Source organism: Burkholderia contaminans, assembly GCF_029633825.1.
GTDB lineage: Bacteria > Pseudomonadota > Gammaproteobacteria > Burkholderiales > Burkholderiaceae > Burkholderia > Burkholderia contaminans.
In genome coordinates this window covers 1087960-1107984 of record NZ_CP090641.1, presented here as the reverse complement: position 1 = coordinate 1107984, position 20025 = coordinate 1087960, and the positions used below count along the sequence as shown (strand labels likewise).

18 protein-coding genes and 1 pseudogene are annotated in these 20025 nt (G+C 66.9%); 10 read left to right on the top strand and 9 right to left on the bottom strand.

Annotated elements, in window-relative coordinates; translation table 11 throughout:
• Nucleotides 1-15 precede the first annotated feature (15 nt).
• The 4 genes from LXE91_RS22685 to LXE91_RS22670 form a co-directional block, all read right to left on the bottom strand.
• Entirely contained in the window at nt 16-906 is an 891-nt protein-coding gene (locus LXE91_RS22685) for an alpha/beta hydrolase (protein WP_039369469.1), read from the bottom strand.
• Between the two features lie 97 nt (nt 907-1003).
• A complete protein-coding gene (locus tag LXE91_RS22680) occupies nt 1004-1744 on the bottom strand; it encodes an alpha/beta fold hydrolase (RefSeq protein WP_039369472.1) in 741 nt (246 codons plus the stop codon).
• Nucleotides 1741-2547, bottom strand: a complete 807-nt coding sequence (locus LXE91_RS22675; RefSeq protein ID WP_039369474.1) for a DinB family protein — start codon at nt 2545-2547, stop codon at nt 1741-1743. The genes LXE91_RS22680 and LXE91_RS22675 overlap by 4 nt, the downstream gene beginning before the upstream one ends.
• Before the next feature lie 88 nt (nt 2548-2635).
• Nucleotides 2636-3406 carry an alpha/beta hydrolase gene (locus LXE91_RS22670; RefSeq protein ID WP_039369476.1) on the bottom strand — a complete coding sequence of 257 codons (771 nt, stop codon included), beginning with the start codon at nt 3404-3406 and terminating at the stop codon, nt 2636-2638.
• Between the two features lie 182 nt (nt 3407-3588).
• On the opposite strand from LXE91_RS22670, the gene LXE91_RS22665 reads away from it, so the two are divergent.
• On the top strand, nt 3589-4185 hold the full coding sequence (locus LXE91_RS22665; RefSeq protein ID WP_039369478.1) for a TetR/AcrR family transcriptional regulator: 597 nt from the start codon (nt 3589-3591) through the stop codon (nt 4183-4185).
• A 69-nt stretch (nt 4186-4254) separates the two neighbouring features.
• Here LXE91_RS22665 and LXE91_RS22660 read toward each other — a convergent pair whose 3' ends face one another.
• Nucleotides 4255-4686, bottom strand: coding sequence for a YciI family protein (locus tag LXE91_RS22660; protein ID WP_039369481.1), 432 nt, complete (start codon nt 4684-4686; stop codon nt 4255-4257).
• Nucleotides 4687-4841: 155 nt separating this feature from the next.
• Nucleotides 4842-6605, bottom strand: coding sequence for an ATP-binding protein (locus tag LXE91_RS22655; RefSeq protein ID WP_039369484.1), 1764 nt, complete (start codon nt 6603-6605; stop codon nt 4842-4844).
• Between the two features lie 161 nt (nt 6606-6766).
• Here LXE91_RS22655 and LXE91_RS22650 point away from each other — a divergent pair, with 161 nt between their 5' ends.
• The gene (locus tag LXE91_RS22650) at nt 6767-6997 is read left to right on the top strand and encodes a hypothetical protein (RefSeq protein ID WP_039369487.1); all 231 of its coding nucleotides are present in this window, start codon (nt 6767-6769) and stop codon (nt 6995-6997) included.
• Between the two features lie 336 nt (nt 6998-7333).
• On the opposite strand, the gene LXE91_RS22645 is transcribed toward LXE91_RS22650, so the two are convergent.
• The 3 genes from LXE91_RS22645 to LXE91_RS22635 all read right to left on the bottom strand — a co-directional run bounded on the left by LXE91_RS22645 (nt 7334) and on the right by LXE91_RS22635 (nt 10629).
• Entirely contained in the window at nt 7334-8755 is a 1422-nt protein-coding gene (locus LXE91_RS22645) for an MFS transporter (protein WP_039369490.1), read from the bottom strand.
• 164 nt (nt 8756-8919) lie between these two features.
• The gene (locus LXE91_RS22640) at nt 8920-9681 is read right to left on the bottom strand and encodes an ABC transporter permease (RefSeq protein ID WP_039369495.1); all 762 of its coding nucleotides are present in this window, start codon (nt 9679-9681) and stop codon (nt 8920-8922) included.
• A 3-nt stretch (nt 9682-9684) separates the two neighbouring features.
• The gene (locus LXE91_RS22635; RefSeq protein WP_039369498.1) at nt 9685-10629 is read right to left on the bottom strand and encodes an ABC transporter ATP-binding protein; all 945 of its coding nucleotides are present in this window, start codon (nt 10627-10629) and stop codon (nt 9685-9687) included.
• A 434-nt stretch (nt 10630-11063) separates the two neighbouring features.
• Between LXE91_RS22635 and LXE91_RS22630 the strand changes: the two genes are divergently transcribed.
• The 8 genes and pseudogenes from LXE91_RS22630 to LXE91_RS22595 all read left to right on the top strand — a co-directional run bounded on the left by LXE91_RS22630 (nt 11064) and on the right by LXE91_RS22595 (nt 20021).
• Nucleotides 11064-11360: a cupin domain-containing protein gene (locus LXE91_RS22630; protein ID WP_039369502.1), complete on the top strand. Its 297-nt coding sequence runs from the start codon at nt 11064-11066 to the stop codon at nt 11358-11360.
• A 616-nt stretch (nt 11361-11976) separates the two neighbouring features.
• Nucleotides 11977-13586: pseudogene (locus LXE91_RS22625) on the top strand (DUF2957 domain-containing protein).
• A 71-nt stretch (nt 13587-13657) separates the two neighbouring features.
• On the top strand, nt 13658-14911 hold the full coding sequence (locus tag LXE91_RS22620; RefSeq protein ID WP_039369506.1) for a DUF2957 domain-containing protein: 1254 nt from the start codon (nt 13658-13660) through the stop codon (nt 14909-14911).
• Between the two features lie 73 nt (nt 14912-14984).
• The gene (locus LXE91_RS22615) at nt 14985-15809 is read left to right on the top strand and encodes an OmpW/AlkL family protein (RefSeq protein WP_039369508.1); all 825 of its coding nucleotides are present in this window, start codon (nt 14985-14987) and stop codon (nt 15807-15809) included.
• A gap of 121 nt (nt 15810-15930) precedes the next feature.
• Entirely contained in the window at nt 15931-16434 is a 504-nt protein-coding gene (locus LXE91_RS22610; RefSeq protein WP_039369510.1) for a hypothetical protein, read from the top strand.
• A 373-nt stretch (nt 16435-16807) separates the two neighbouring features.
• A complete protein-coding gene (locus LXE91_RS22605; protein WP_039369511.1) occupies nt 16808-17899 on the top strand; it encodes a hypothetical protein in 1092 nt (363 codons plus the stop codon).
• Between the two features lie 488 nt (nt 17900-18387).
• The gene (locus tag LXE91_RS22600; RefSeq protein ID WP_039369512.1) at nt 18388-19530 is read left to right on the top strand and encodes an MGDG synthase family glycosyltransferase; all 1143 of its coding nucleotides are present in this window, start codon (nt 18388-18390) and stop codon (nt 19528-19530) included.
• Nucleotides 19527-20021, top strand: a complete 495-nt coding sequence (locus LXE91_RS22595; RefSeq protein WP_039369514.1) for a hypothetical protein — start codon at nt 19527-19529, stop codon at nt 20019-20021. Before LXE91_RS22600 ends, LXE91_RS22595 begins: the two co-directional genes overlap by 4 nt.
• Nucleotides 20022-20025: the final 4 nt, after the last annotated feature.

Below are 20025 nucleotides of genomic sequence, written 5' to 3'. Positions count from 1 at the left end.
GCGATGCGGCGCGCGTCAGCCCGCGCGCGTCATGCCCGGCGCATGGGGCGCCGGATGGTACGCATAGCCGCGCTGCTGGAACGACGTCGCGAAGAACCGCATCTGGTAGCGGATCGCATTCGCCCAGTAATCCCACGTATGACCGCCCGGCCGCTCCGCATAGTCGTGCGGCACGCCGAGCGCGACGAGCCGTTCGTGCAGCGTGCGGTTCGAGCCGACGAGCGCGTCGTCGCGGCCGCAATCGATCGTCAGGTCGAGATGCGCGCGCACGAACGCGCTGGCGCTGGCGACGATCACGTTGCGGTTCCAGAACGACGGATGGCGGTCGGGGTCGCCGAACACGTGTGCGATGCCCGGCTCGTCCGAGCAGCAGCGCGGATCGACCGCGCCGCTGATGCTGCCGACCGCGCCGAACGTGTCGGGCCGGTCGAGCGCGATGCGCAGCGCGCCGAAGCCGCCCATGCTGAGCCCGGTGATCGCGCGGGCGCGTTGCATCGCAATCGTGCGGAAGTGCAAGTCGATGTACGACACGACTTCGTCGCCGATGAAGGTTTCGTAGCGGCTGCCCGAGTCGAACGGGCTGTCGATGTACCAGCTCTCGTGCCCGCCGTCGGGCATCACGAGGATCACGTGGTAACGGTCGGCCAGCGCGGCGATGTGCGTGTTCGACGTCCAGTCGGTGTGATCGCCGCCCGAGCCGTGCAACAGGTAGACGACCGGATAGCGGTCGCCGTCGCGGGCGCCGCGCGCATAGGCGTCGGGCAGCACGACGGTGGCCTTGAGCGTCTCGTTCATCGCGGCGCTGGGAATGGCGACGACCCGCGCGTGGAATGCGAGAGCAGGGCCCGAAATGGCGAGCAGCAGAATCAGCCAGAAAGCGCGTGCCAGGTTTGTCGATCCTCGCATGTGTCGATCCCGTCCGGCGCAGACGCCGGGAAAACCCTGTTCTGGCGACTCTAGCAACCGCGCCTTTCAACCAAATTTCGGCGAATCCTACGGGTTGTCAGGCTGGCGGCGCGGACACGATGCGCCCGAGCGCCGCGCGAAACGCATCGGGTCGCTCGGCCGGGATCAGGTGCCCGCAGCGCTCGATCGTGTCGAAGCCGGCGCAGCGCGCGAGCGCCCAGTCGGGCACGTGCCAGCCAGCGCGCGAGCGTTCGCCGGCCATCAGCCAGACCGGGTGACGCTCGAACACTTGCGCGAGTGCCTGCAGATAGCCCGGTTCGCCCGTCGTCGCGACCACCGAGCGGCCCATCGCGCGCAGCGTCGATGCGGGTTGGTGCGCGAGCCAGCGGCGGGCGTCGTCGAGCAGGCCCGGCGACGGCGCGTCGATCGCGCCGCGCAGCCAGCCTTGCGGATCGGCACGCAGGCCGTCGAGCATCGCATCGGCTTCGGCTGGCGTCATGCGGCCGACCGACGCCGACCAGAACGCATCGTCGAGCGTGAAGTTGCCCTCGACGTTGACGATCCGCCGCACGCGTTCCGGGTGCGCATGCGCGAACAGCATCGCGATCGCGCCGCCGACCGAGTGGCCGAAGACATCGACCGGCTGCGCGCCGAAGTGCGTATCGACGGCATGGCGAAGGTGCTCGACCTGCGCAGCGAGCGTGATCGCGTCGAACGGCGTCGCGCGATGCGTGCCGTAGCCGAGCAGGTCGGGGGCGAGATGCGGGCCGTTCCACCCGCGCACGTCGAGCGTGCCGATGAAACCGTGAATGAAGACGACGGGCGTGGGCTGGGTCATGGTGCGGGCGCGGAAGGCAGGGGCGGCAATTCGAGTTCGGCGAGCAGTTCGTCGAGTTCGAGCACGTGCGTGCGGTCGTGGTCGAGCAGCTCGCGCACGAGTTCGTCGAGCGACAGGCGGCGGATGCCGTCGCGCAACCCGCAGCGGGCGAGCTGCGCGGAATCTAGCGCGGCCGCGGTTGCACACAGCGCGGCGCGGCCCGTGCGGAATGCCGTGACGGCAGCGTCGAGCGGCTGTGCGAGATAGTCGCGTTGCGCGGCAAGCGCGGTGCCGTCGACGGATGCAATCACGGGCAGGTCGAGCGTGCGTACGGCGTCGATGCGCTCGGCGAACACCGCGTCCAGATCGCGCAGGTGGCACGCATGCTCGACGAGCGAGAAACCGGTGCCGTCGGGGCGGCGTGTCCGCAGCGCGGCCGGCACTTGTGCCGCATACGCGGCGAGCCGGTCGGGCAGGCGCGCCAGCGCGGCGATGACGTCGGCGAAAGGCAGCACCTGCGGATACGCGCTGAACACCGCGCCATAGCTGAACGGCGTGCCGCCGAGCCGCCCGCGTGCCTGCACGACATCGTGCCCGTGGCGGCGCATGATTTCCGCGACCATCGCGCCGCAGAACTGGCGGGCCGTGGTGTCGGTTTCGATTTCGGGGAATTTGTGCGCTATCTCGTGCTGGATCGCACCGATCGCGGCGACGCCGACGCGCGACAGCGCCGCGAATTCGACGTAGCGCTCGGGTTGCGCGATCAGCGCTTCGAGCTGGGCGCCGAGCGCTGTGATGCGGAAACGGTCGAAGCGGGAGTGCATGACGGAAGGATTTCGCCGAGTAACGTACCAAAACGATACGTTACTCGGCGGCGGAACGTCAACTGGCGGAATCGGGCAATACCTTGCCTCACTCCTTGCCGGCGCCCTTGGCTGCCTGTTCGATCAGCTTCGCGACTTCGGCCGGGTGCGAGATGTACGCGACGTGGCTCGACTTGAGTTCGATCGTCTTGCTGCCGGCGCGTTGCGTCATGAAGCGTTCGAGTTCGGGGTTGATCGCGCGGTCGGCCGTGGCGACCACTGCCCAGCTCGGCTTCGTCCGCCATGCGGCATGCGTGATCGGCACGCCGAACGACTGCGCGGCCGGCGTCACCTGCGAGATCGCCATGAATTTCGCTTCGGCGGCCGGCACGTCGGCCGCGAAGTCGGCGTGGAACGACGCTTCGTCGAAATACAGGTGGCCGTCTTCGGTGGCCTTGATCGCCTTCGTCGCGGGCGGCGTCTTCTTGGTCAGGTCGAGCGGGCTTTCGCCGGTGTCGGGCTGGAACGCGGCCACGTAGACGAGGCCCGCGACCTTGTCGTCGTTGCCGGCTTCGGTGATCACCGCGCCGCCATAGCTGTGGCCGACGAGGATGCTCGGGCCGTCCTGCGCGTCGACGACGCGCCGGGTTGCCTTCACGTCGTCGTCGAACGACGTTTCCGGCTGCTGAACGACGGAAACCTTGTAGCCGTCGCGCGTCAGGATGTTCGAGACGGCTTGCCAGCCCGAGCCGTCGGCGAAGTAGCCGTGAACCAGCACCACGTTCTTGACGGGGGCGGCGACGGCCGCGTGCGAACCGAAGGCGGCGGCGGAAACGGCGAGTGCGGCGGCGAGCTGGCGGATTCGGGAAAGGCGCTTCATTTTCATTCTCCAGAAGAAAGGCAGGTTGGGAACCGTCGGGTATCGACAGTTGTCTTGTTCCGTCGATGTAGCCATCCTACTAGTAGGTAGTTTTTATTTCAAGGAGAAAGCGCGGCTGGAAAACAGTATCTCGTAGCGGTAAACTATCCTGGTTTTTTCATCCGACTAGATGGTAGGCAGATATGACGATCACTGGGGACAGTACCGCGGGCCGCATTCTCGAAGCCGGGCGGCAACTGATCATGCGGCGCGGCTACAGCGGGTTCAGCTATGCCGACATCGCCGACGCGATCGACATCCGGAAGGCGAGCATCCACCACCATTTCCCGACGAAGGCCGATCTGGCGGTCGCCGTGCTGCAGCAGTCGCAGGCGAATTTCGATGCCGACATGTCGCTGCTCGACGCGAGCGGCGCCGACGCGCTGGTGCAGATGCGCGCGTACATCGGCTACTGGGAACGCTGCATCGCGGACGACAGCGCGCCGTTCTGCGTCGCCGGCATGCTCGGCGCGGAACTGCCGGCGCTGCCCGACGACGTCGCGCGGGCGGTGAGGGCGCATTTCGACGACCTCGCCGCATGGCTGGTGCGCGTGCTCGAGGCGGGGGTGAAAGACGGCGTCGTGCAACCGGGCATATCGGTGCAGACCGAGGCCGCGACGTTCGTGTCGCTGGTCTATGGCGCGATGCTCGCCGCGCGGGCGTACGGCAATGCCGGGATGTTCAAGGACGTGACCGGCGGCGCGGTCGAGCGGCTCGCGGTGCCGCGCAAACGCGCGTAAGACGCGCACGTATCAGCGGGTAGGGGCGGCGCCCGGCGGTCATGCGAAACCGTCTGGCGCCGCCGCGATTTACATGTGTTTTCCGGCTTCGGCTTGTGCGCTCAGCCGTGCCTTTTGCGCTTGCAGCGCGTCCGTGAAAGCCGGGCTGAAGTCTTCGGCCTCGAACAGCGGGCGGATCTCGATGTCGGAATCGCCGGGCATCGGGTTCGGGCAGCGCTTCACCCATTCGACGGCCTCTTCCATCGATTTCACCTGCCACAGCCAGAAGCCGGCGACGAGTTCCTTCGTTTCGGCGAACGGGCCGTCGATGACGGTGCGGTTCTTGCCCGCGAAGTGCACGCGCTTGCCGCGCATGCTCGGGTGCAGCCCGTCGGCCGCGAGCAGGATGCCGGCTTGCGCCAGTTCTTCGTTGAACCGGCCCATCGCGGCGATCATTTCGGGGTCGGGCATCCGGCCGGATTCGGAATCGGTGGTGGCTTTGACGATGACGAGGACGCGCATGGCGACTCTCCTTGAACAAGAATGAGGGTATCCGTCGGGGGCGACGGCCAAATGAACGGTTACGACGACACGACGTGCGGCGGCGGCGCGAATCGACATCGCAGGAAAAAAATCTCAGGGGCGACCGGCGTGTGCGGCGTTGCGCCGGCAATCCGTCATGTCGTGCCGGCGCCCGCATCGAGCGCGCTGCGGATCCGGGCGGCGAGTTCGTCGCGCCGGTATGGCTTGCCGAGCAGCATCACGCCGGGGTCCAGCCGTCCCGCATGGAAGATCTCGTCTCGCGTGTAGCCGGACGTGAACAGCACGGGCAACGGCGGCTTGCGCAGCGCGGCACGGCGTCCGAGTTCGCCGCCCTTCACGCGGCCGGGCATGATCACGTCGGTAAACAGCAGGTCGATTGGCGTCTCGCTGTCGAGCACGCGCAATGCGGCTTCGCCGCTGGACGCCGTGATGACCTTGTAGCCGAGTTGCGCGAGCATGTCGACCACGGTCAGGCGGACGTCCGCATCGTCCTCGACGACGAGGATGGTCTCGCGGCCGCGCACCGCGACGTGCTGCGGTAGGCGGGCCTGCTCCTCGGCCGCGCCGTGGCAGCGCGGAAACGTGAGGCGCACGGTGGTGCCCTTGCCCGGCGTGCTGTCGATCGACACATGGCCGCCGCTCTGCTTGACGAAGCCGAACACCATGCTGAGCCCGAGCCCCGTGCCTTCGCCATCCGGCTTGGTCGTGAAGAACGGTTCGAACGCGCGCTCGAGCACGTCCGCCGTCATGCCGGTGCCCGTGTCGGCGAGCTCGAGCGTCACGTATTCGCCGGGTGGCGTCGGCGCGCGGCAGGCGCCCGACGCATCGCCTGACTGCACGTTGTAGGCGGCGATCGTCAGCGTGCCGTCGCCGCGCATCGCGTCACGCGCATTGAGCGCAAGGTTCAGGAGTGCGTTTTCGAGCTGGTGCCGGTCGGCGAGCACGTTGCCGACATCGGGCGCCAGCGCGGGGACGATCCGGACCGTTTCGCCGAGCGCGCGGCGCAGCATCTCGCTCATGTCCACGATCAGTTGCCGCGGATTCAGCGTCGTCGGCGCGAGCGGTTGGCGGCGCGCGAAGGCGAGCAGGTGCGACGCCAGTTGCGCACCGCGCCGCACGGCGTTGTTCGCGTTCTCGATCCGGGGTTGCGCGCCTGCATGGGCGCCGAGTTCGACGGAGAGGATCTGCAGGTTGCCGCTGATCACCTGCAGCACGTTGTTGAAGTCGTGCGCGATGCCGCCGGTCAGGTTGCCGATCGCTTCCATCTTCTGTGCATGACGCAACTGTTCCTCGATCGCCGCGCGCTCCGCGATCGCGTCGGTCACGCGCTGCTCGAGCGTCTCGGTCAGGTCGCGCAGCCGGGCGTTGGATGCCTGCAGCGCCGCTTCCGCGCGATCGCGGTGGCGCGTGGCGAGCACGCGTTCGGTGGTCTCGACGACGACGGCGAGCACGCCGCCCGGTGCACCGTCGTCGTCGGGGATCGGGCTGTAGTGCAGATCCATCCAGACGTCTTCGGGGCGGCCGCTGCGCAGCAGCACGAGGGCCTTGTCGCGATAGGACAGCGTGCCGCCGGCGAGGCAGGTGTCCATCACGTTACGGTTGAAATCGGCGACTTCGGGCCAGCCGAGTTCGACCGGCTGGCCGAGCAGATACGGATGGCGCCCGCCAGCGAACCCGGCATACGCGTCGTTGTAGATCATGTAGCCGGGGCGGCCCCACAGCATCACCAGCGGCAGCGGCGACGCGAGCACCGTGCGCACGGCCGTGACGAGGCTGGCCGGCCACCCGTCGAGCGGCCCCAGCCCGGTGGCGGCCCAGTCGAATGCGGCGATGCGCCGGGCCATGTCGCCCTGCCAGCCGGTACAAGCGTGATGCTGCGCGAACAACTCGACATGCATGGGAGCGCTCCGATGAGGACATGCGGTCTCGGGCGGGGGACAAGTCGCGAAAGCGTGCTCCATTCTAGGGCAGATCGATTCGTGCGGCGACGCTGCGCCGTTCCGGAGCCCGTCGCCAAAACTGGTATGCTGATCCTCACCACGTTCACGCGGAGGGCGCCATGGCTGCTAAAGAAGTCTCGAAGAAGAAATACCTGAAAATCCTGAACAAACGCCTGCGTGCGGAGCCGGCGGCGCCGGCCGGCGCGTCGTTCGTGTTTTTCCCGCTCGGCGCGAAGGCGAAGCACGCGACGGGTGTCGTGTCCGGCGACTCGCGCAGCAAGCGCGAACTGGCGGTGATGGCCGCGGTGCAGCGCAAGGCGGCCGAAGAGTTCATCGTCGCCGGGGCCTGACCGGCACCTGCCGTACCGCTCCTGGATTGCCGCCTCCGCCGCCTATGCGGGGGCGGTTTCGCAATATGCGATCGCACCGGCATGCACGCGCGGGATGTCGTGCATGAGGGCCGGGCCGTGCCTCGGCAGGATGAGGTCGAGATCGAGCGGCTGGATCGGGCACAGCGCACTGGCCGGGCAGGCGAGCGACAGGGCGTCTCGGCTCGGTCCGGCAGCGTCGGTCCGGCCGCGAGTCTGGCCGCGAATCCGGCCACGAATCCGGCCGCTTCGCGCAGCAGCCGGGCACGGCGCTGCGTACTGTCCCGGCTATCGTGAACATCCGGGTCGATCGGGCGCTCAGGAGAGCTTGTCCGCCGCAGCCGCGTACCTGCCGCCGCCACCCGCTTCATCGCCCGCTGCGAGCTGTTCCAGCGCAAGGCCCTTCGTCTCGATCCCGAGCGTCCACACGGCAAGCGCGGCCGCGATGAACGACAGCGCGCCGAGCGTGAACACGCCGCCCTGGCCGAACACCGGCAGCACGACGCCGACCACGTAAGGCCCGATCAACGAGCCGACGCGCCCGATCGCCGACGCGAAGCCCGAGCCCGTCGCGCGCGCGCCGGTGCCGTACAGCTCCGGCGTGTACGTGTACAGCGCGGCCCACATCCCGAACAGGAAGAACTGCATCGCGAGGCCGGTGCCGATCAGCAGCGCCGTGCTGCCGCCGTACAGCGCGCTCTGGCCGTACGCGTACGCCATCACGGCGCCGCCGATCAGCGACGCGATGCAGGTCGGCTTGCGCCCCCAGCGTTCGACGAGCCACGCGGCGCACAGGAAGCCCGGCACGCCGCCGAGCGAGATCAGCACCGTGTAGAACACCGATTTCGTGACCTCGAAGCCGGCCTGCTGCAGCAGCGCGCCGAGCCACGACGTGAGACCGTAGAAGCCGAGCAGCGCGAAGAACCACAGCAGCCACACCATCACCGTGCGGCGGCGGTACACGCCGCTCCAGATTTCGCGCAGCGCGCCGTGGCCACGCGCGACGGCCGGCTCGGCGAGCCGCGACGGCGGCGGCAGCGTCGTCACGCCGGCCGAGCGCATCACCTTCGCCTCGATCGTGTGCATCACCGTGTCGGCTTCCGTGTGCCGGCCCGCATGCTCGAGCCAGCGCGGCGATTCCGGCACGATGCGGCGCACCACGAGCACGAACACGGCGGGAATCGCGAGCAGCGCGAACACCGTGCGCCAGCCGAATTGCGGCAGCACGAAGTACGCGACGATGCCGGCCGTGATGAAGCCGAGCGGCCAGAAGCCGTCCATCAGCGCGATCAGGCGGCCGCGCTTCTCGGTCGGCACGAATTCGGACAGCAAGGTCTGCGCGACCGGGAATTCCATCCCCATCCCGATCCCGAGCAGCACGCGGTAGACGATCAGCGCGTCGACGCTCTGCGCGGTCGAGCACAGATAAGAGGCCGCGCCCCACAGCACCATGCTCCACTGGAACACGGGCCGGCGGCCGAAGCGGTCGGCGAGCAGGCCGGCCACGGCCGCGCCGAGCACCATCCCGAAGAAGCTCGCGCTCGCGACGAGGCCGGCGGCCGCGGTCGACAGCCCGAACTCCTTGCGGATCGAGCCGAGCACGAACGTCATCGTGCCGAGGTCGACCGAGTCGAAGAAGAACGCGATCGCGATGATGAAGAAGATCCGCTTGTGATAGCCGGAGAACGGCAGGCGTTCGAGCCGGGCGGCGGCGGAGGCGGGAGCGGTGGCGGCGGGCATGGCGTCCTCTGAAATGAAAAGGGGCCGCGAAGCGCGTGCTTCGCGGCCCCGATGCTTCATGTTCAGTAGACGCGACCACAAAATGCCGCATCAGAGGAAAAGCGCCGCCTGCTTGCCCAAATGCGTCATCGGCGGCCGCGCGGGGGGCGGCCGTCGCGCATCAATTAATTCTTCAGCTTGTAGCCGGTGCGGAACATCCACGCGACGATCGCCAGCAGGATCACGAGGAACAGCGACGTTGCACCGAGGCTGACGCCCACGTGCACGTCGGCGATCCCGTAGAACGACCAGCGGAAGCCGCTGACCAGGTAGACGATCGGGTTGAACAGCGTGACCACGCGCCACGCGGGCGGCAGCATGTCGACCGAGTAGAAGCTGCCGCCGAGGAACGTGAGCGGCGTGATGATCAGGAGCGGCACGAGCTGCAGCTTCTCGAAGCTGTCGGCCCAGATGCCGATCACGAAGCCGAACAGGCTGAACGTGACCGCCGTCAGCACGAGGAACAGCACCATCCAGAACGGATGCAGGATGTGCAGCGGCACGAACAGGCCGGCCGTGGCGAGGATGATCACGCCGAGCAGGATCGACTTCGACGCGGCCGCGCCCACGTACGCGATCACGATTTCCCAGTACGACACGGGCGCGGAGAGAATTTCGTAGATCGTGCCCGTGAAGCGCGGGAAGTAGATGCCGAACGACGCGTTCGAGATGCTCTGCGACAGCAGCGACAGCATCACGAGCCCCGGCACGATGAACGAGCCGTAGCCGATGCCGTTCACGTCGCTGATGCGCGAGCCGATCGCGGAGCCGAACACCACGAAGTACAGCGATGTGGAAATCACCGGCGCGATGATGCTCTGCATCAGCGTGCGGCGCGTGCGGGCCATTTCTGCGCGGTAGATCGCGCGGATGCCATGCCAGTTCATGCGTCAGGCTCCTTGCGTGCCGTTGCGGCGGTTGTCGATCAGGCTGACGAAAATGTCCTCGAGCGAGCTCTGCGTCGTGTGCAGGTCGCGGAAACCGATGCCGGCCGAGCCGAGCGCGTTGATCAGCTTCGCGATGCTCGCGTCGTCGCGCTGCGAGTCGTACGTGTAGACGAGCGCGGCGCCGTCGTCCGCGCGTTCGAGCCCGAACGGCGCGAGTGCGGGCGGCACGTCGGCGAGCGGGTGCTCGAGCTGCACGGTGAGCTGCTTCTTGCCGAGCTTGCGCATCAGCTCGTGCTTTTCCTCGACGAGCACGAGCTCGCCGCCGAGGATGATGCCGATGCGGTCGGCCATTTCCTCGGCTTCCTCGATGTAGTGCGTGGTCAGCAGGATCGTCACGCCGTTGTCGCGCAGCGAATCGACGAGCTTCCACATGTCGCGGCGCAACTCGACGTCGACGCCGGCCGTCGGTTCGTCGAGGAACAGGATGCGCGGCTCGTGCGACAGCGCCTTCGCGATCATCACGCGGCGCTTCATGCCGCCCGACAGCGTCATCAGCTTGTTGTCGCGCTTGTCCCACAGCGACAGTGCTTTCAGCGTCTTCTCGATGTACGCGGGATCGGGCGCCTTGCCGAACAGGCCGCGGCTGAACGACACGGTCGCCCACACGGTCTCGAACGCGTCGGTGGTCAGTTCCTGCGGCACGAGGCCGATCATTTCGCGGGCCGCGCGGTATTGATCGCGGATGTCGTGGCCGCCGACCGTCACGCGGCCTTCGGTCGGCGTGACGATGCCGCAGATCGAGCCGATCAGCGTCGTCTTGCCGGCGCCGTTCGGCCCGAGCAGCGCGAAGATCTCGCCGGGGCGGATGTCGAGGGTCACGTGCTTCAGCGCCTGGAAGCCGGACGCGTAAGTCTTGGAGAGGTCTGAGACGGAAAGGATCGGTTGCATGCTCACGGATGGCACGGCCGGCCGGCGCGACGGCGTGCGCCGCACGTGCCCGGCGTCGCCGCCGCTGCGAAGCGGCCGGGATCGGGGACGGCATGGCGAACGGGCGTCATGTCGAACGGCGTTGTGGTGCGGGATCGCAGGACCGCCATATTAGCAATCGGTAGATGGAAATGCATTCTCGTGGAAAGGGCGTGCGGTGTCGGTGCCGGATTTGCGGGAAATGGTCACGCATTGCTCAATAAAGCTGCGCTTTATTTGAGCCGTACGAACAATTCGAAGTGTTTTCGGCGAACCGGGCGGCGAGCGCGTTTCGGCGTGGCGGCAGCGCGGCCGGCCGGCCGACTGTGCCGCCCGAAGGCCGTCGCGCCGTACCGGGACGGCATCCGCCGCGCTCGCGATAATGCGTTCCTTTCATCGTTCACGGAGCGGCGCGCATGTCTTTGATCGACTTCAAATCCGTGGCGGCGGCGCAGCCCGTCGCGTGGAAATCCACGATCGTCGGCGAGGTCGGGCCGGCCAGGATCAAGGTGCTGCGCATGGATGCGCAGGCTTACGAAGCGGAAGTGCACGACTACAACGAGGGGCTGCTGGTGCTCGACGGCCGGATGATGCTCGAGGTCGGGGGCGAGACGGTCGTGGTTGAGGCCGGCCAGATGTACCTCGCGCTCGCCGGTGTGCGTCATGCGGTGCTGCCGGGCAGCCACGGCACGCTCGCGATCATCGACGTGTAAGGTTGCGCCGCAACATGCAGCGGGCGGCTGAGGCCCGGCTGGCGTGGCCAGGCGCGGATTGGCGGTCACCATTCAAACGCGTGTTATACCGCCTGGGTATTTGTCTGAGCAAATAAAATGAAGGCTGTTTGAAAATCTGTCAAATACCGTGTAAACGCTAGGATTGCGTGGTTTCCGTCGTTTGGAACTCTGCATCCATTTACTTGTGGGTATCGTCCGATCATAGTCTCCACCAACGACGCATCACGATAACGAATCAAGCGTACGGATGGAGACCCATACATGAGACGCCTATCCGCGGGGCCAGTCGGACTGCCGTTTCCCGTTTTTTCGCTGAATGCAGGCGCGATGCAGATCGCGTGTCTGCATTGCTCTCTCGCCGTGTAGCGGCGAACCACTTCCCGTTTCGATCGTTCTCACGGCGCCTTGCTGCTTGACGGCGCCGCGGGAGAGCGTTTGCCTGCCGCCGCGGCGCGTGCCGCATTTGCCTGACCGGCATCGCGGCCGTCTTGCGCGCACCGTCATGCGCCGCGCTTTCGTGCCGCGGCGCGATACCAACCGGCGGGCCATGCAGCCTGTCCGGACGAGACTTGTCGTACCTGAAAAGGAGGGGTTGATGCTTTGCATTCCTGAATGGCGGAAGGCGATTCTGTCGTGCGCGGTACTGGCGCTGCCGTTCGTCGCCGGTTGCGGCGGCGGCGACGATCCGGGGCCGATCAACGTGCCGCAGTGCTCGGGCAGCGCATGCGGGCCGAGCGGTGCCGAAACGACGCCGCCCGTCGTGACGAAGCTGTGTCCGGATGCGCTCGATTACACGACGACGTATACGGGCGGCGCGGGCAGCGGCGAGTACGTGAAGGTGAAGTTCGACACGACTAAGCTCACCTATCAGATGCAGTTCATCGAATCGTCGGTGCCGACGTCGGCCGGGCAAGTCAACAACACGCGCGCGGGCCTGACGATCAGCGGCGCATTCCATCATCCGACCACGCTCCCGACCGCCGAGCAGAACCGCTGCGCATTCGTGCTCGACAGCGGCGCGACGAGCGACGGTGCGTATTCGGTGACGATCAACCGTGCCGATCCGCCGATGCTGTTCGTCGGCAATGGCGTGGTGGGTGGCGGGATTCCGGGGGCGACGATTGCGTACAAGGGTATCGACCTCGGGGCCCCCACGCCCATCGGCTACGTGCCGTCGCGGACGTTCGATTTCTACCCGTTCATCGGCTTCATCGAAACGGAAACCGACTTTTCGAAGGTCGCGGGCAATTACAACGAGGTAGGCATCCATCTGTCGCCGATCGGCGGGGGCAGAGCGCGCCGGGGCCAATCGGCTGGGAGCCGGACGTCGTCAACTGGAACCAGACGCTCAATGCGGACGGTTCGTGCACGATCACGCAAGGCAGCGACTACTCGTGTCAGACGACCGGGACCCCCTGGACGCTTCGCAAGAATGCGGACGGGTCGGCCGACAACGTGTTCGTGAGCAACGGGCTGCCGAATGCGTTTGGCGTGGCCTCGTATCCGATCGCGGGGCAGGGGTCGTCGCTCATCCTCCTTGCGTCGAGTCAGGCCAAAGGCATCATGATCGTCGGCAAGCTGAACGGCGTACGGATACCGGTCGTGATTCGTGTCGGCTATACGTATGTCGATCCGGCCAATCCGCTCGCGTCGGTCGCCGATGCCGAAGTCGGGATCTCGATGCTGTCGTCAGCCACCGCGATTGCCGCCAATTCGCTGAAGGGCGGTTACATCGGCGCGACCAGCGCATCCGCATGCGGCGTCGTGACGTCTCCCGGCACGACGAGCTTCTTCCCGTCGGCAGGCCCGAGCTTCAATCCAAACGTGCCGCACCCGGATCTGCCTGGCAAGTTCGTCAATGGCACCTTCCTGACGGAAGCCGGAACCTGTAACGACGGCACTGCCGTGTCGACGATGGCCGCGAACTATACGTCGACGCTGTTCCAGGGCAATACCGCGGCGTTCATTGATCCGCAGACGTCGTCGGTGACCTCGCAGTTCGCGCTCGACTATACGCAGGCCACGCCCGGCAAGATCAAGGTCACGGCCTCGCAGGACTTCAACGCGAAGGGTGCGAGCGGCAACGTGGCGATCTTCAAGAAGGGCGATACGGGCTGGATCGTGACGGCCGGCAACGTCTACGCGATGGTCGTCAACAACAGCCAGGTCAACCCGTTCTTCACGGTCGGCGCGTTCGTCCAGTAACCCTGCATTGAACACGTAAAACCAGCGGCGCATGCGTCGCCGCCGGCGAATCGAATTTCAAGAGGATTCCTATGAATTTGAAGCAATGGATGGCAGCGGCGTCGCTCGCACCCGTGCTGGCCGCCTGCGGCGGCGACGGCGACCCGCCGCCCGCACCGGTAGTTCGGCTGTGCCCGCAGACGATCGACTACAACACGGTGTTCGTCGGCGGGTCGGGATCGGGCGAGCTCGTGAAGGTGCAGCTCGACACGACGAAAATGACGTACCGGATGACGTATCTCGCATCGCCGGTGCCGACCACCACGGGCACCGTGCAGCCGACCCGCGACACGACGCCGGCCAACGTGGTCGACGGCACGCTCGCCGACGAAACGGGGCTGCCGACGGTGAAGCTGAACCAGTGCACGTTCCGGATGCAGAACGCGAGCCTCGACCCGAACCGGCCCGCGCGGCTGTTCCTCGGCGAGGGCGTGCTGGGCGGCGCGATTCCCGGCGCGACGATTCAGTTCGACGGCGTGATCGGCGTCGGCAAGATCACGAAGACGACGTTCCCGTACTACCCGTTCATCAGTTTCTCGTCGCTGGAAACCGACCTGACGAAGATCGCCGGCAAGTACAACCAGCTCGGCTATCACCAGGTGCCGTCGCAGAGCTTCCAGCCGGTGGCGCTCGACCAGCAGGTGACGATCAACGCGGACGGCAGCTACGTCGAGACCGACAACTTCGGCAAGAAGAACGGCGGGCAGCCGCTTGCATCGAGCGCGACCGTGAACCAGCCGTTCGCGCTGCGGCCCGATGCGCCGGCGTTCCAGTCGCTCAACTACCTGCCGCAGATTCAGCCGACGCTCGCGGCGGTCGATCCGGCGAAGGCCGGCAAGGGGATCCTGATCGTCGGCAAGCTGCGCAACCAGCTCGTGCCGATCTTCATCCGCACGGGTGCAGCCAACGCGGACCTCACGCAAGGCCCGCCGAGCGCGGACGACGAATCGGGCATCTCGTTCCTGAGCCCGCAGACGGCGATCGCGCAAGGCTCGCAGAACGGCGAGTACACGGGTGTCGACAGCGCGTTCAACTACCGCGCGACCGCGCTCGTCGGCGCGCAGGCCACGCTGCTCGATCCGTTCAATGCGTCGCAGGCCGCGCTCACGCGTGCGCTGAATCTCGACTACACGCAGAAGGTGCCCGGTGTCGTCACGACCGTGCATGCGGATGCGGCGTCGGGGCCGGCGACCGGCAAGTTCGTGTTCACCGGCGGCGTATTCGGGTTCCTCGACATGAACGATACGAGCAACCCGTACTTCACGGTCGGCGCATTCGTGCAGTGACGCACGCCTGGATGGAGACACGGTGGCGCCGCGCGCGGATGCGCGGCGCCCGGACAGAATGAGGGGAGACTTCATGAAGAAGCTGATTGTCGCGGGTGTCGTCGCAGGCGTGTCGACGCTCGCATCGGCCCAGCAGGCGGGCGACAACGTCGCGACGCTGGGCTGGCTGCACATCATGCCGCAGGATTCGACCAACGGGTTGACGACGAATCTCGCGAGCATGCCGATCAACGGGCCGCTGCGCCTGCCCGGGTCGTTCACGTCGCCGGGCACGAGCCTGACGGTCAACAACGCCGATACCGTCGGCCTCACGCTCACGCACTTCTTCACCGATCACATTGCGGTGACGTCGGTGCTCGGCGTGCCGCCCGAGTTCACGCTGACCGGGCACGGCACGATCCGGCCGCCCGGCCCGGCCGGCGCGCTCGGCAGCGTCAACATGGACGACCCGGCGAACCAGCCGGCGGTGAAGAACGCGCGGCAGTGGAGCCCGACAATCATTCTGCAGTACTACTTCAATTCGCCGACCGCGCGGTTCCGGCCGTTCGTCGGGATCGGCGTGGCCTACAGCTGGTTCAGCAACATCGAGCTGAATGGCAACTTCGCGAAGGACATCAACGAGAACCTCGGCAGCGTGCTTGCGGCCGGTGCCGGCAAGCCGGGGCCGACGTCGGTGGAGGGCAAGGCGTCGTCGTCGTTCACGCCGGTCTACAACGTCGGCGCGAGCTACGCGATCGACAAGCACTGGGGGCTCACGGCGACGCTGACCTACATGCCGCTGAAGACCTACTCGTCGCTCGTGATCAAGGCGGCCGACGGCTCGACGCTTGCCACCACGCGCACGCGGCTGAAGGCTGACCCGCTGATCACGTTCGTCGGGATTTCCTACAAGTTCTGAGCCGACCGGTGCGCATGACGCGCGTCGGCGGCTTCCTGCGACTGGCTGGCCGGACCTTTTCGGTCGGGAGGTCGCGTTCCTGGCGGCGTGCCGCCATTTGTGAAGAGAGGGGGCAGTTCAAATGAGCATTCGCAAAATCGTATCGCTTGTTGCTGCAGTGGCTTTCACCGCGGTTTCGGCCGCGCCTGCTTTCGCAGTTACCGTTACGCGGGCCGACGGTCAGCCGATGAACCCGAACGGCGAGCCTTTTTCCGCGACCGGGCTCACGAACCTCAGCAAGGGGCAGATCACCGCGGCCTGTAACGCGACCTTCAACGGCACGATCACGTCGACCGGCATCGTCAACATCACGTCGACGACGTTCTCGGGCGGTGCGACGTGCGGGCTGATCAACGGCAGCGCGAGCAGCGCGTCGCCGTGGACGGGGCAGGCCGACAGCACGACGCAGTTGACGATCAATAACGTCAAGGTGAACGTCACGCTGCTCGGTACCTGCGGGCCGAGCAAGGTCGTGACGACGTGGAGCGATCCGAACTCGTCGCTGACGTTCAACAACGCCACGCTGACGCCGGATTGCACGGTGGGCGGCACGGTCGCGACGTCGCCGAAGTTCCACGTGCAATAAGCGATCGCGGATCGAAGCGGGTGCCCGCCGCGTGCGAGGGCCGTGCGGCAGGCGCGGCGGGTATTGGCAGCTTCGACGGGTCCGTACCGTCGCGTGATTCGGCACGGCGGCCGGATTCGTTCCGCAGAGCGGTCGCGTTTTCCGTGTAAGGCCGCCGGGGCGCTCGCTGTGCGCGAAGAGCGGGCTGGATGCACGCGGCTTTCCGCTTCCTCGATGCTTTCGAGCCTTCGTCCATATCAGCGCGATGACAGGCTGGCCGCATGCGTCGCGATCCGATGCGCGCGGCCTTGCAGGATCGGCACGGCGTACCGCGCCATCCGATCCAACTGAATTAACCACTATTCCAATTGGCCAGAACACTCCCGGAAGACCCATGCTTACCGATCCAGCAAAGTATGGAGATGCCCGCGGCGCGACGCCTGACCGGCTGCGCACGGCCGCGTGGTTGCAGTACCTGATCGAACGACTCGACGCTGATGCGTGCGCGGCGGAGGCGGGTGACGCCGGCGACACGACCGTCATCTCGTCACACGCGATACGTATGCGGGTGGGCGCGAACTTGTCCCGAGAAGCGACCACGATTCTTGGTCGGCTCGCGCCGTGGATCGCCTCGGACGGCGGCATGTGCGCATGCGATCTGAGCGACCCGCGCGGTCCGTGCTCGCATGTGCCGTCGATGCAGCAACTCGCCGAAGCCGAACGTAGCTGCCCCGGCTCGCGCGCCGTGTTCGACACCGCGTACGGCGTGATCGATGCATGCGCGTTCGACGACCCCGATGTCGGCTGGGCCGCACTCGAGCGGATTGCCGGCGGTGTCGAATGCAACGGGGGCGATGGCCGTGAATGTACCGAACATGAAAAGGGCGCGCAGGACGACATGCCGCCTGCGAAGAACCTGAGAGAAAGGCTGGCCGTCGTCGCGGCGGCGAGTGGAGAAACGTCGGCCATGCCGGGCGCCGTCATCGACGCGATCGTGCTGCGTGTGTGCGGGCCGCGCAACGACGCGTCGCGCATCGACGAGATGGCTGCGCTCGTGACCTTCTCGGCCGCACTCGCCGCTGGCGACGGGACCGCTGTTGCCGCGTATGGCGGTCAGCACAACCTCGTTGCGCGGGCGATTCGCACGCATCGTGCCGATCTCGCGTCGGTGGACGGGCTGCTCGCGGCGTTGTCCGTGTGCCGGCTCGATCAACTCGTCGGCGCGGGCAGCGTTTGGGCCTACTACTTGCTGGCGGGCATCGTGATTGCAGCGCCGGACGCCGTTCAGGAAGTCGGTCACCGCTTTCATGGTGATGAATGGCAGGCGTGGCTCGATCACGTGCTCGCGTGGCCGGCGGTCAGCCGCTTCGGGCCGCAGGAGGACGTCGCGTTCGAACGCCTGCAAGGCGCGATGAGCCTGACGTCGCGATGGAATCCGATCGTCCGCGGGAAACGGATGCGGAAGCGGGGTGTCGTATCGCCCTGAATCGGGGGCACGTGGGACACGGCCGACTGATGCATCGCCTTGACCGAAGCGACATGCAAGGATTCCAAACGAATCGCGCACGAGCACCCTGGCTCGCGCCGAAGTGCCGGGCCTCGTTCGTACGCGCGAACGGGCGTCAGGCGGCGCGCTGAGCCTTCGTGCCGTCGGTGCCCACGCCGTCCACGCCATCTATCCTTCCTGACCGCCTGACCGCCTGACCGCCTGACCGCCTGACCGCCTGACCGCCTGACCGCCTGACCGCCTGACCGCCTGACCGCCTGACTGCCTCGCGCCTCCCCCGATCCGGGCACCCTCGACCGAACGCAGTATGATTCCGCAGTCGATGCCGGCGATCGCTGCGCTGTAACCGCCCGCCCGCACCGCCCAAGATCTGCCAAGCTTGTTGTAAGCCGGACGCACACCGCCGCCGCGTGAGAGCGCCGCCGCGAACCCGCCGCCGGGCCACCTTCATCGAAACGGTCAGTCAGATGTCAAAGCAAAACAAGAAGATCCTCCTCCTGAGCGTCAGCGCCGGCGCCGGCCATACCCGGGCGGCCGAAGCGATCCGCGCGTTCGCCGACCACCATCCCGCCGGCATCGAAGCCACCCACCTGGACGTGATGGATTTCGTATCCACCGGCTTCCGCAAGCTGTACACCGATCTCTACATCAAGCTCGTCAGCAGCCAGCCGGCACTGTGGGGCTATCTGTACCAGAAGACCGACGAGGTCGATCCGGCCGCGGCATCGCAGAAGATCCGCCGCGCGATCGAGCGGCTCAACTGCCGCCAGCTGCTCGCGGAAATCGAACGGCAGCGCCCGGACGCGATCATCTGCACGCACTTCCTGCCCGCCGAACTGCTGTCGCGCGAGATCCGCAAGGGGCGCGTCGACACGCCGGTGTGGGTGCAGGTGACCGATTTCGACCTGCACAGCATGTGGGTCGTGCCGAACATGCGCGGCTATTTCGCGGCCAACGACGAAATCGCGTGGCGCATGCATGCGCGCGGCATGGCGCCCGACACGGTGCACGTCAGCGGCATTCCGATCATGCCGGCGTTCGGCCAGCCGCTCGATCGCGCGGCCTGCGCGGCCGAATTCGGCCTCGATCCCGCGCGCCCGACGTTCCTGATGATGTCCGGCGGCGCGGGCCTCGGCGGCCTCGACGTGCTCGCCGCGCGCCTGCTCGAGATGGAGGCCGACTTTCAATTGATCGCGCTGGCCGGCAAGAACAAGGCGATGCTGGCGTCGTTGCAGGAACTGGCCGCGCAGCATCCGGGCCGGCTGTTTCCGCAGGGTTTCACGCAGCAGGTCGAACGCCTGATGGCCTGCGCCGATCTCGCGATCACGAAGCCGGGCGGCCTGACGACGTCCGAATGTCTCGCGATGCAACTGCCGATGATCGTCAACTCGCCGATTCCGGGCCAGGAAGAGCGCAATGCGGATTTCCTGCTCGAACAGGGCGTCGCGCTGAAGGCGATCGACGACGATGCGCTCGTCTACCGGATCCGCGCGCTGCTGCAGGCGCCGGAGCGTCTCGCCGACATGCGCCGCCGCCTCGCGCCGCTCGGGCGGCCGCTCGCCGGCCGCTTCGTGCTCGATCGCGTGCTGGGCCTGGAGCCGGCCGCATGAGCGTCGCGCGTTTTGTGCCGACGCGCCATACGGTGTTCGTCGTCGCGTGGGTCGTGCTGCTCGCGTACTTCTTCGCGAACGTCGAGATCCAGATCGAAGGCAGCGCGGGCTGGGCCGCGAATCTGCCGACGTGGCGCATCGAGCATCACTGGCTGCTCGACCTCTTCTGGGGCGGGCGGCCGATGACCGGCTACCACGCGTGGGTGTTCCCGTTCGTCGCGCTGTTCTTTCACCTGCCGGCCGTGTTCAACGGACGGTGGTCGTGGCGCATCGAAGCGCGGATCATCGCGTGCATCATGGTGTTCTGGCTGACCGAGGATTTCCTGTGGTTCGTGCTGAATCCGGCGTATGGCCTGGCCCGCTTCAATCCGGCGAACGTGCCGTGGCATATCCACTGGCTGGGCGTGGCCCCGACCGACTACTGGACGATGAGCGCCGCTGCGATCGTGCTGTTCATCGTTTCCCGCGAGCGCAAGCGCGCCTTTTACTGATTTC

Coding starts and splice junctions, on each gene's coding strand:
- LXE91_RS22685 (WP_039369469.1), bottom strand. CDS start 906: ATGCGAGGATCGACAAACCTGGCACGCGCTTTCTGGCTGATTCTGCTG.
- LXE91_RS22680 (WP_039369472.1), bottom strand. CDS start 1,744: ATGACCCAGCCCACGCCCGTCGTCTTCATTCACGGTTTCATCGGCACG.
- LXE91_RS22675 (WP_039369474.1), bottom strand. CDS start 2,547: ATGCACTCCCGCTTCGACCGTTTCCGCATCACAGCGCTCGGCGCCCAG.
- LXE91_RS22670 (WP_039369476.1), bottom strand. CDS start 3,406: ATGAAGCGCCTTTCCCGAATCCGCCAGCTCGCCGCCGCACTCGCCGTT.
- LXE91_RS22665 (WP_039369478.1), top strand. CDS start 3,589: ATGACGATCACTGGGGACAGTACCGCGGGCCGCATTCTCGAAGCCGGG.
- LXE91_RS22660 (WP_039369481.1), bottom strand. CDS start 4,686: ATGCGCGTCCTCGTCATCGTCAAAGCCACCACCGATTCCGAATCCGGC.
- LXE91_RS22655 (WP_039369484.1), bottom strand. CDS start 6,605: ATGCATGTCGAGTTGTTCGCGCAGCATCACGCTTGTACCGGCTGGCAG.
- LXE91_RS22650 (WP_039369487.1), top strand. CDS start 6,767: ATGGCTGCTAAAGAAGTCTCGAAGAAGAAATACCTGAAAATCCTGAAC.
- LXE91_RS22645 (WP_039369490.1), bottom strand. CDS start 8,755: ATGCCCGCCGCCACCGCTCCCGCCTCCGCCGCCGCCCGGCTCGAACGC.
- LXE91_RS22640 (WP_039369495.1), bottom strand. CDS start 9,681: ATGAACTGGCATGGCATCCGCGCGATCTACCGCGCAGAAATGGCCCGC.
- LXE91_RS22635 (WP_039369498.1), bottom strand. CDS start 10,629: ATGCAACCGATCCTTTCCGTCTCAGACCTCTCCAAGACTTACGCGTCC.
- LXE91_RS22630 (WP_039369502.1), top strand. CDS start 11,064: ATGTCTTTGATCGACTTCAAATCCGTGGCGGCGGCGCAGCCCGTCGCG.
- LXE91_RS22620 (WP_039369506.1), top strand. CDS start 13,658: ATGAATTTGAAGCAATGGATGGCAGCGGCGTCGCTCGCACCCGTGCTG.
- LXE91_RS22615 (WP_039369508.1), top strand. CDS start 14,985: ATGAAGAAGCTGATTGTCGCGGGTGTCGTCGCAGGCGTGTCGACGCTC.
- LXE91_RS22610 (WP_039369510.1), top strand. CDS start 15,931: ATGAGCATTCGCAAAATCGTATCGCTTGTTGCTGCAGTGGCTTTCACC.
- LXE91_RS22605 (WP_039369511.1), top strand. CDS start 16,808: ATGCTTACCGATCCAGCAAAGTATGGAGATGCCCGCGGCGCGACGCCT.
- LXE91_RS22600 (WP_039369512.1), top strand. CDS start 18,388: ATGTCAAAGCAAAACAAGAAGATCCTCCTCCTGAGCGTCAGCGCCGGC.
- LXE91_RS22595 (WP_039369514.1), top strand. CDS start 19,527: ATGAGCGTCGCGCGTTTTGTGCCGACGCGCCATACGGTGTTCGTCGTC.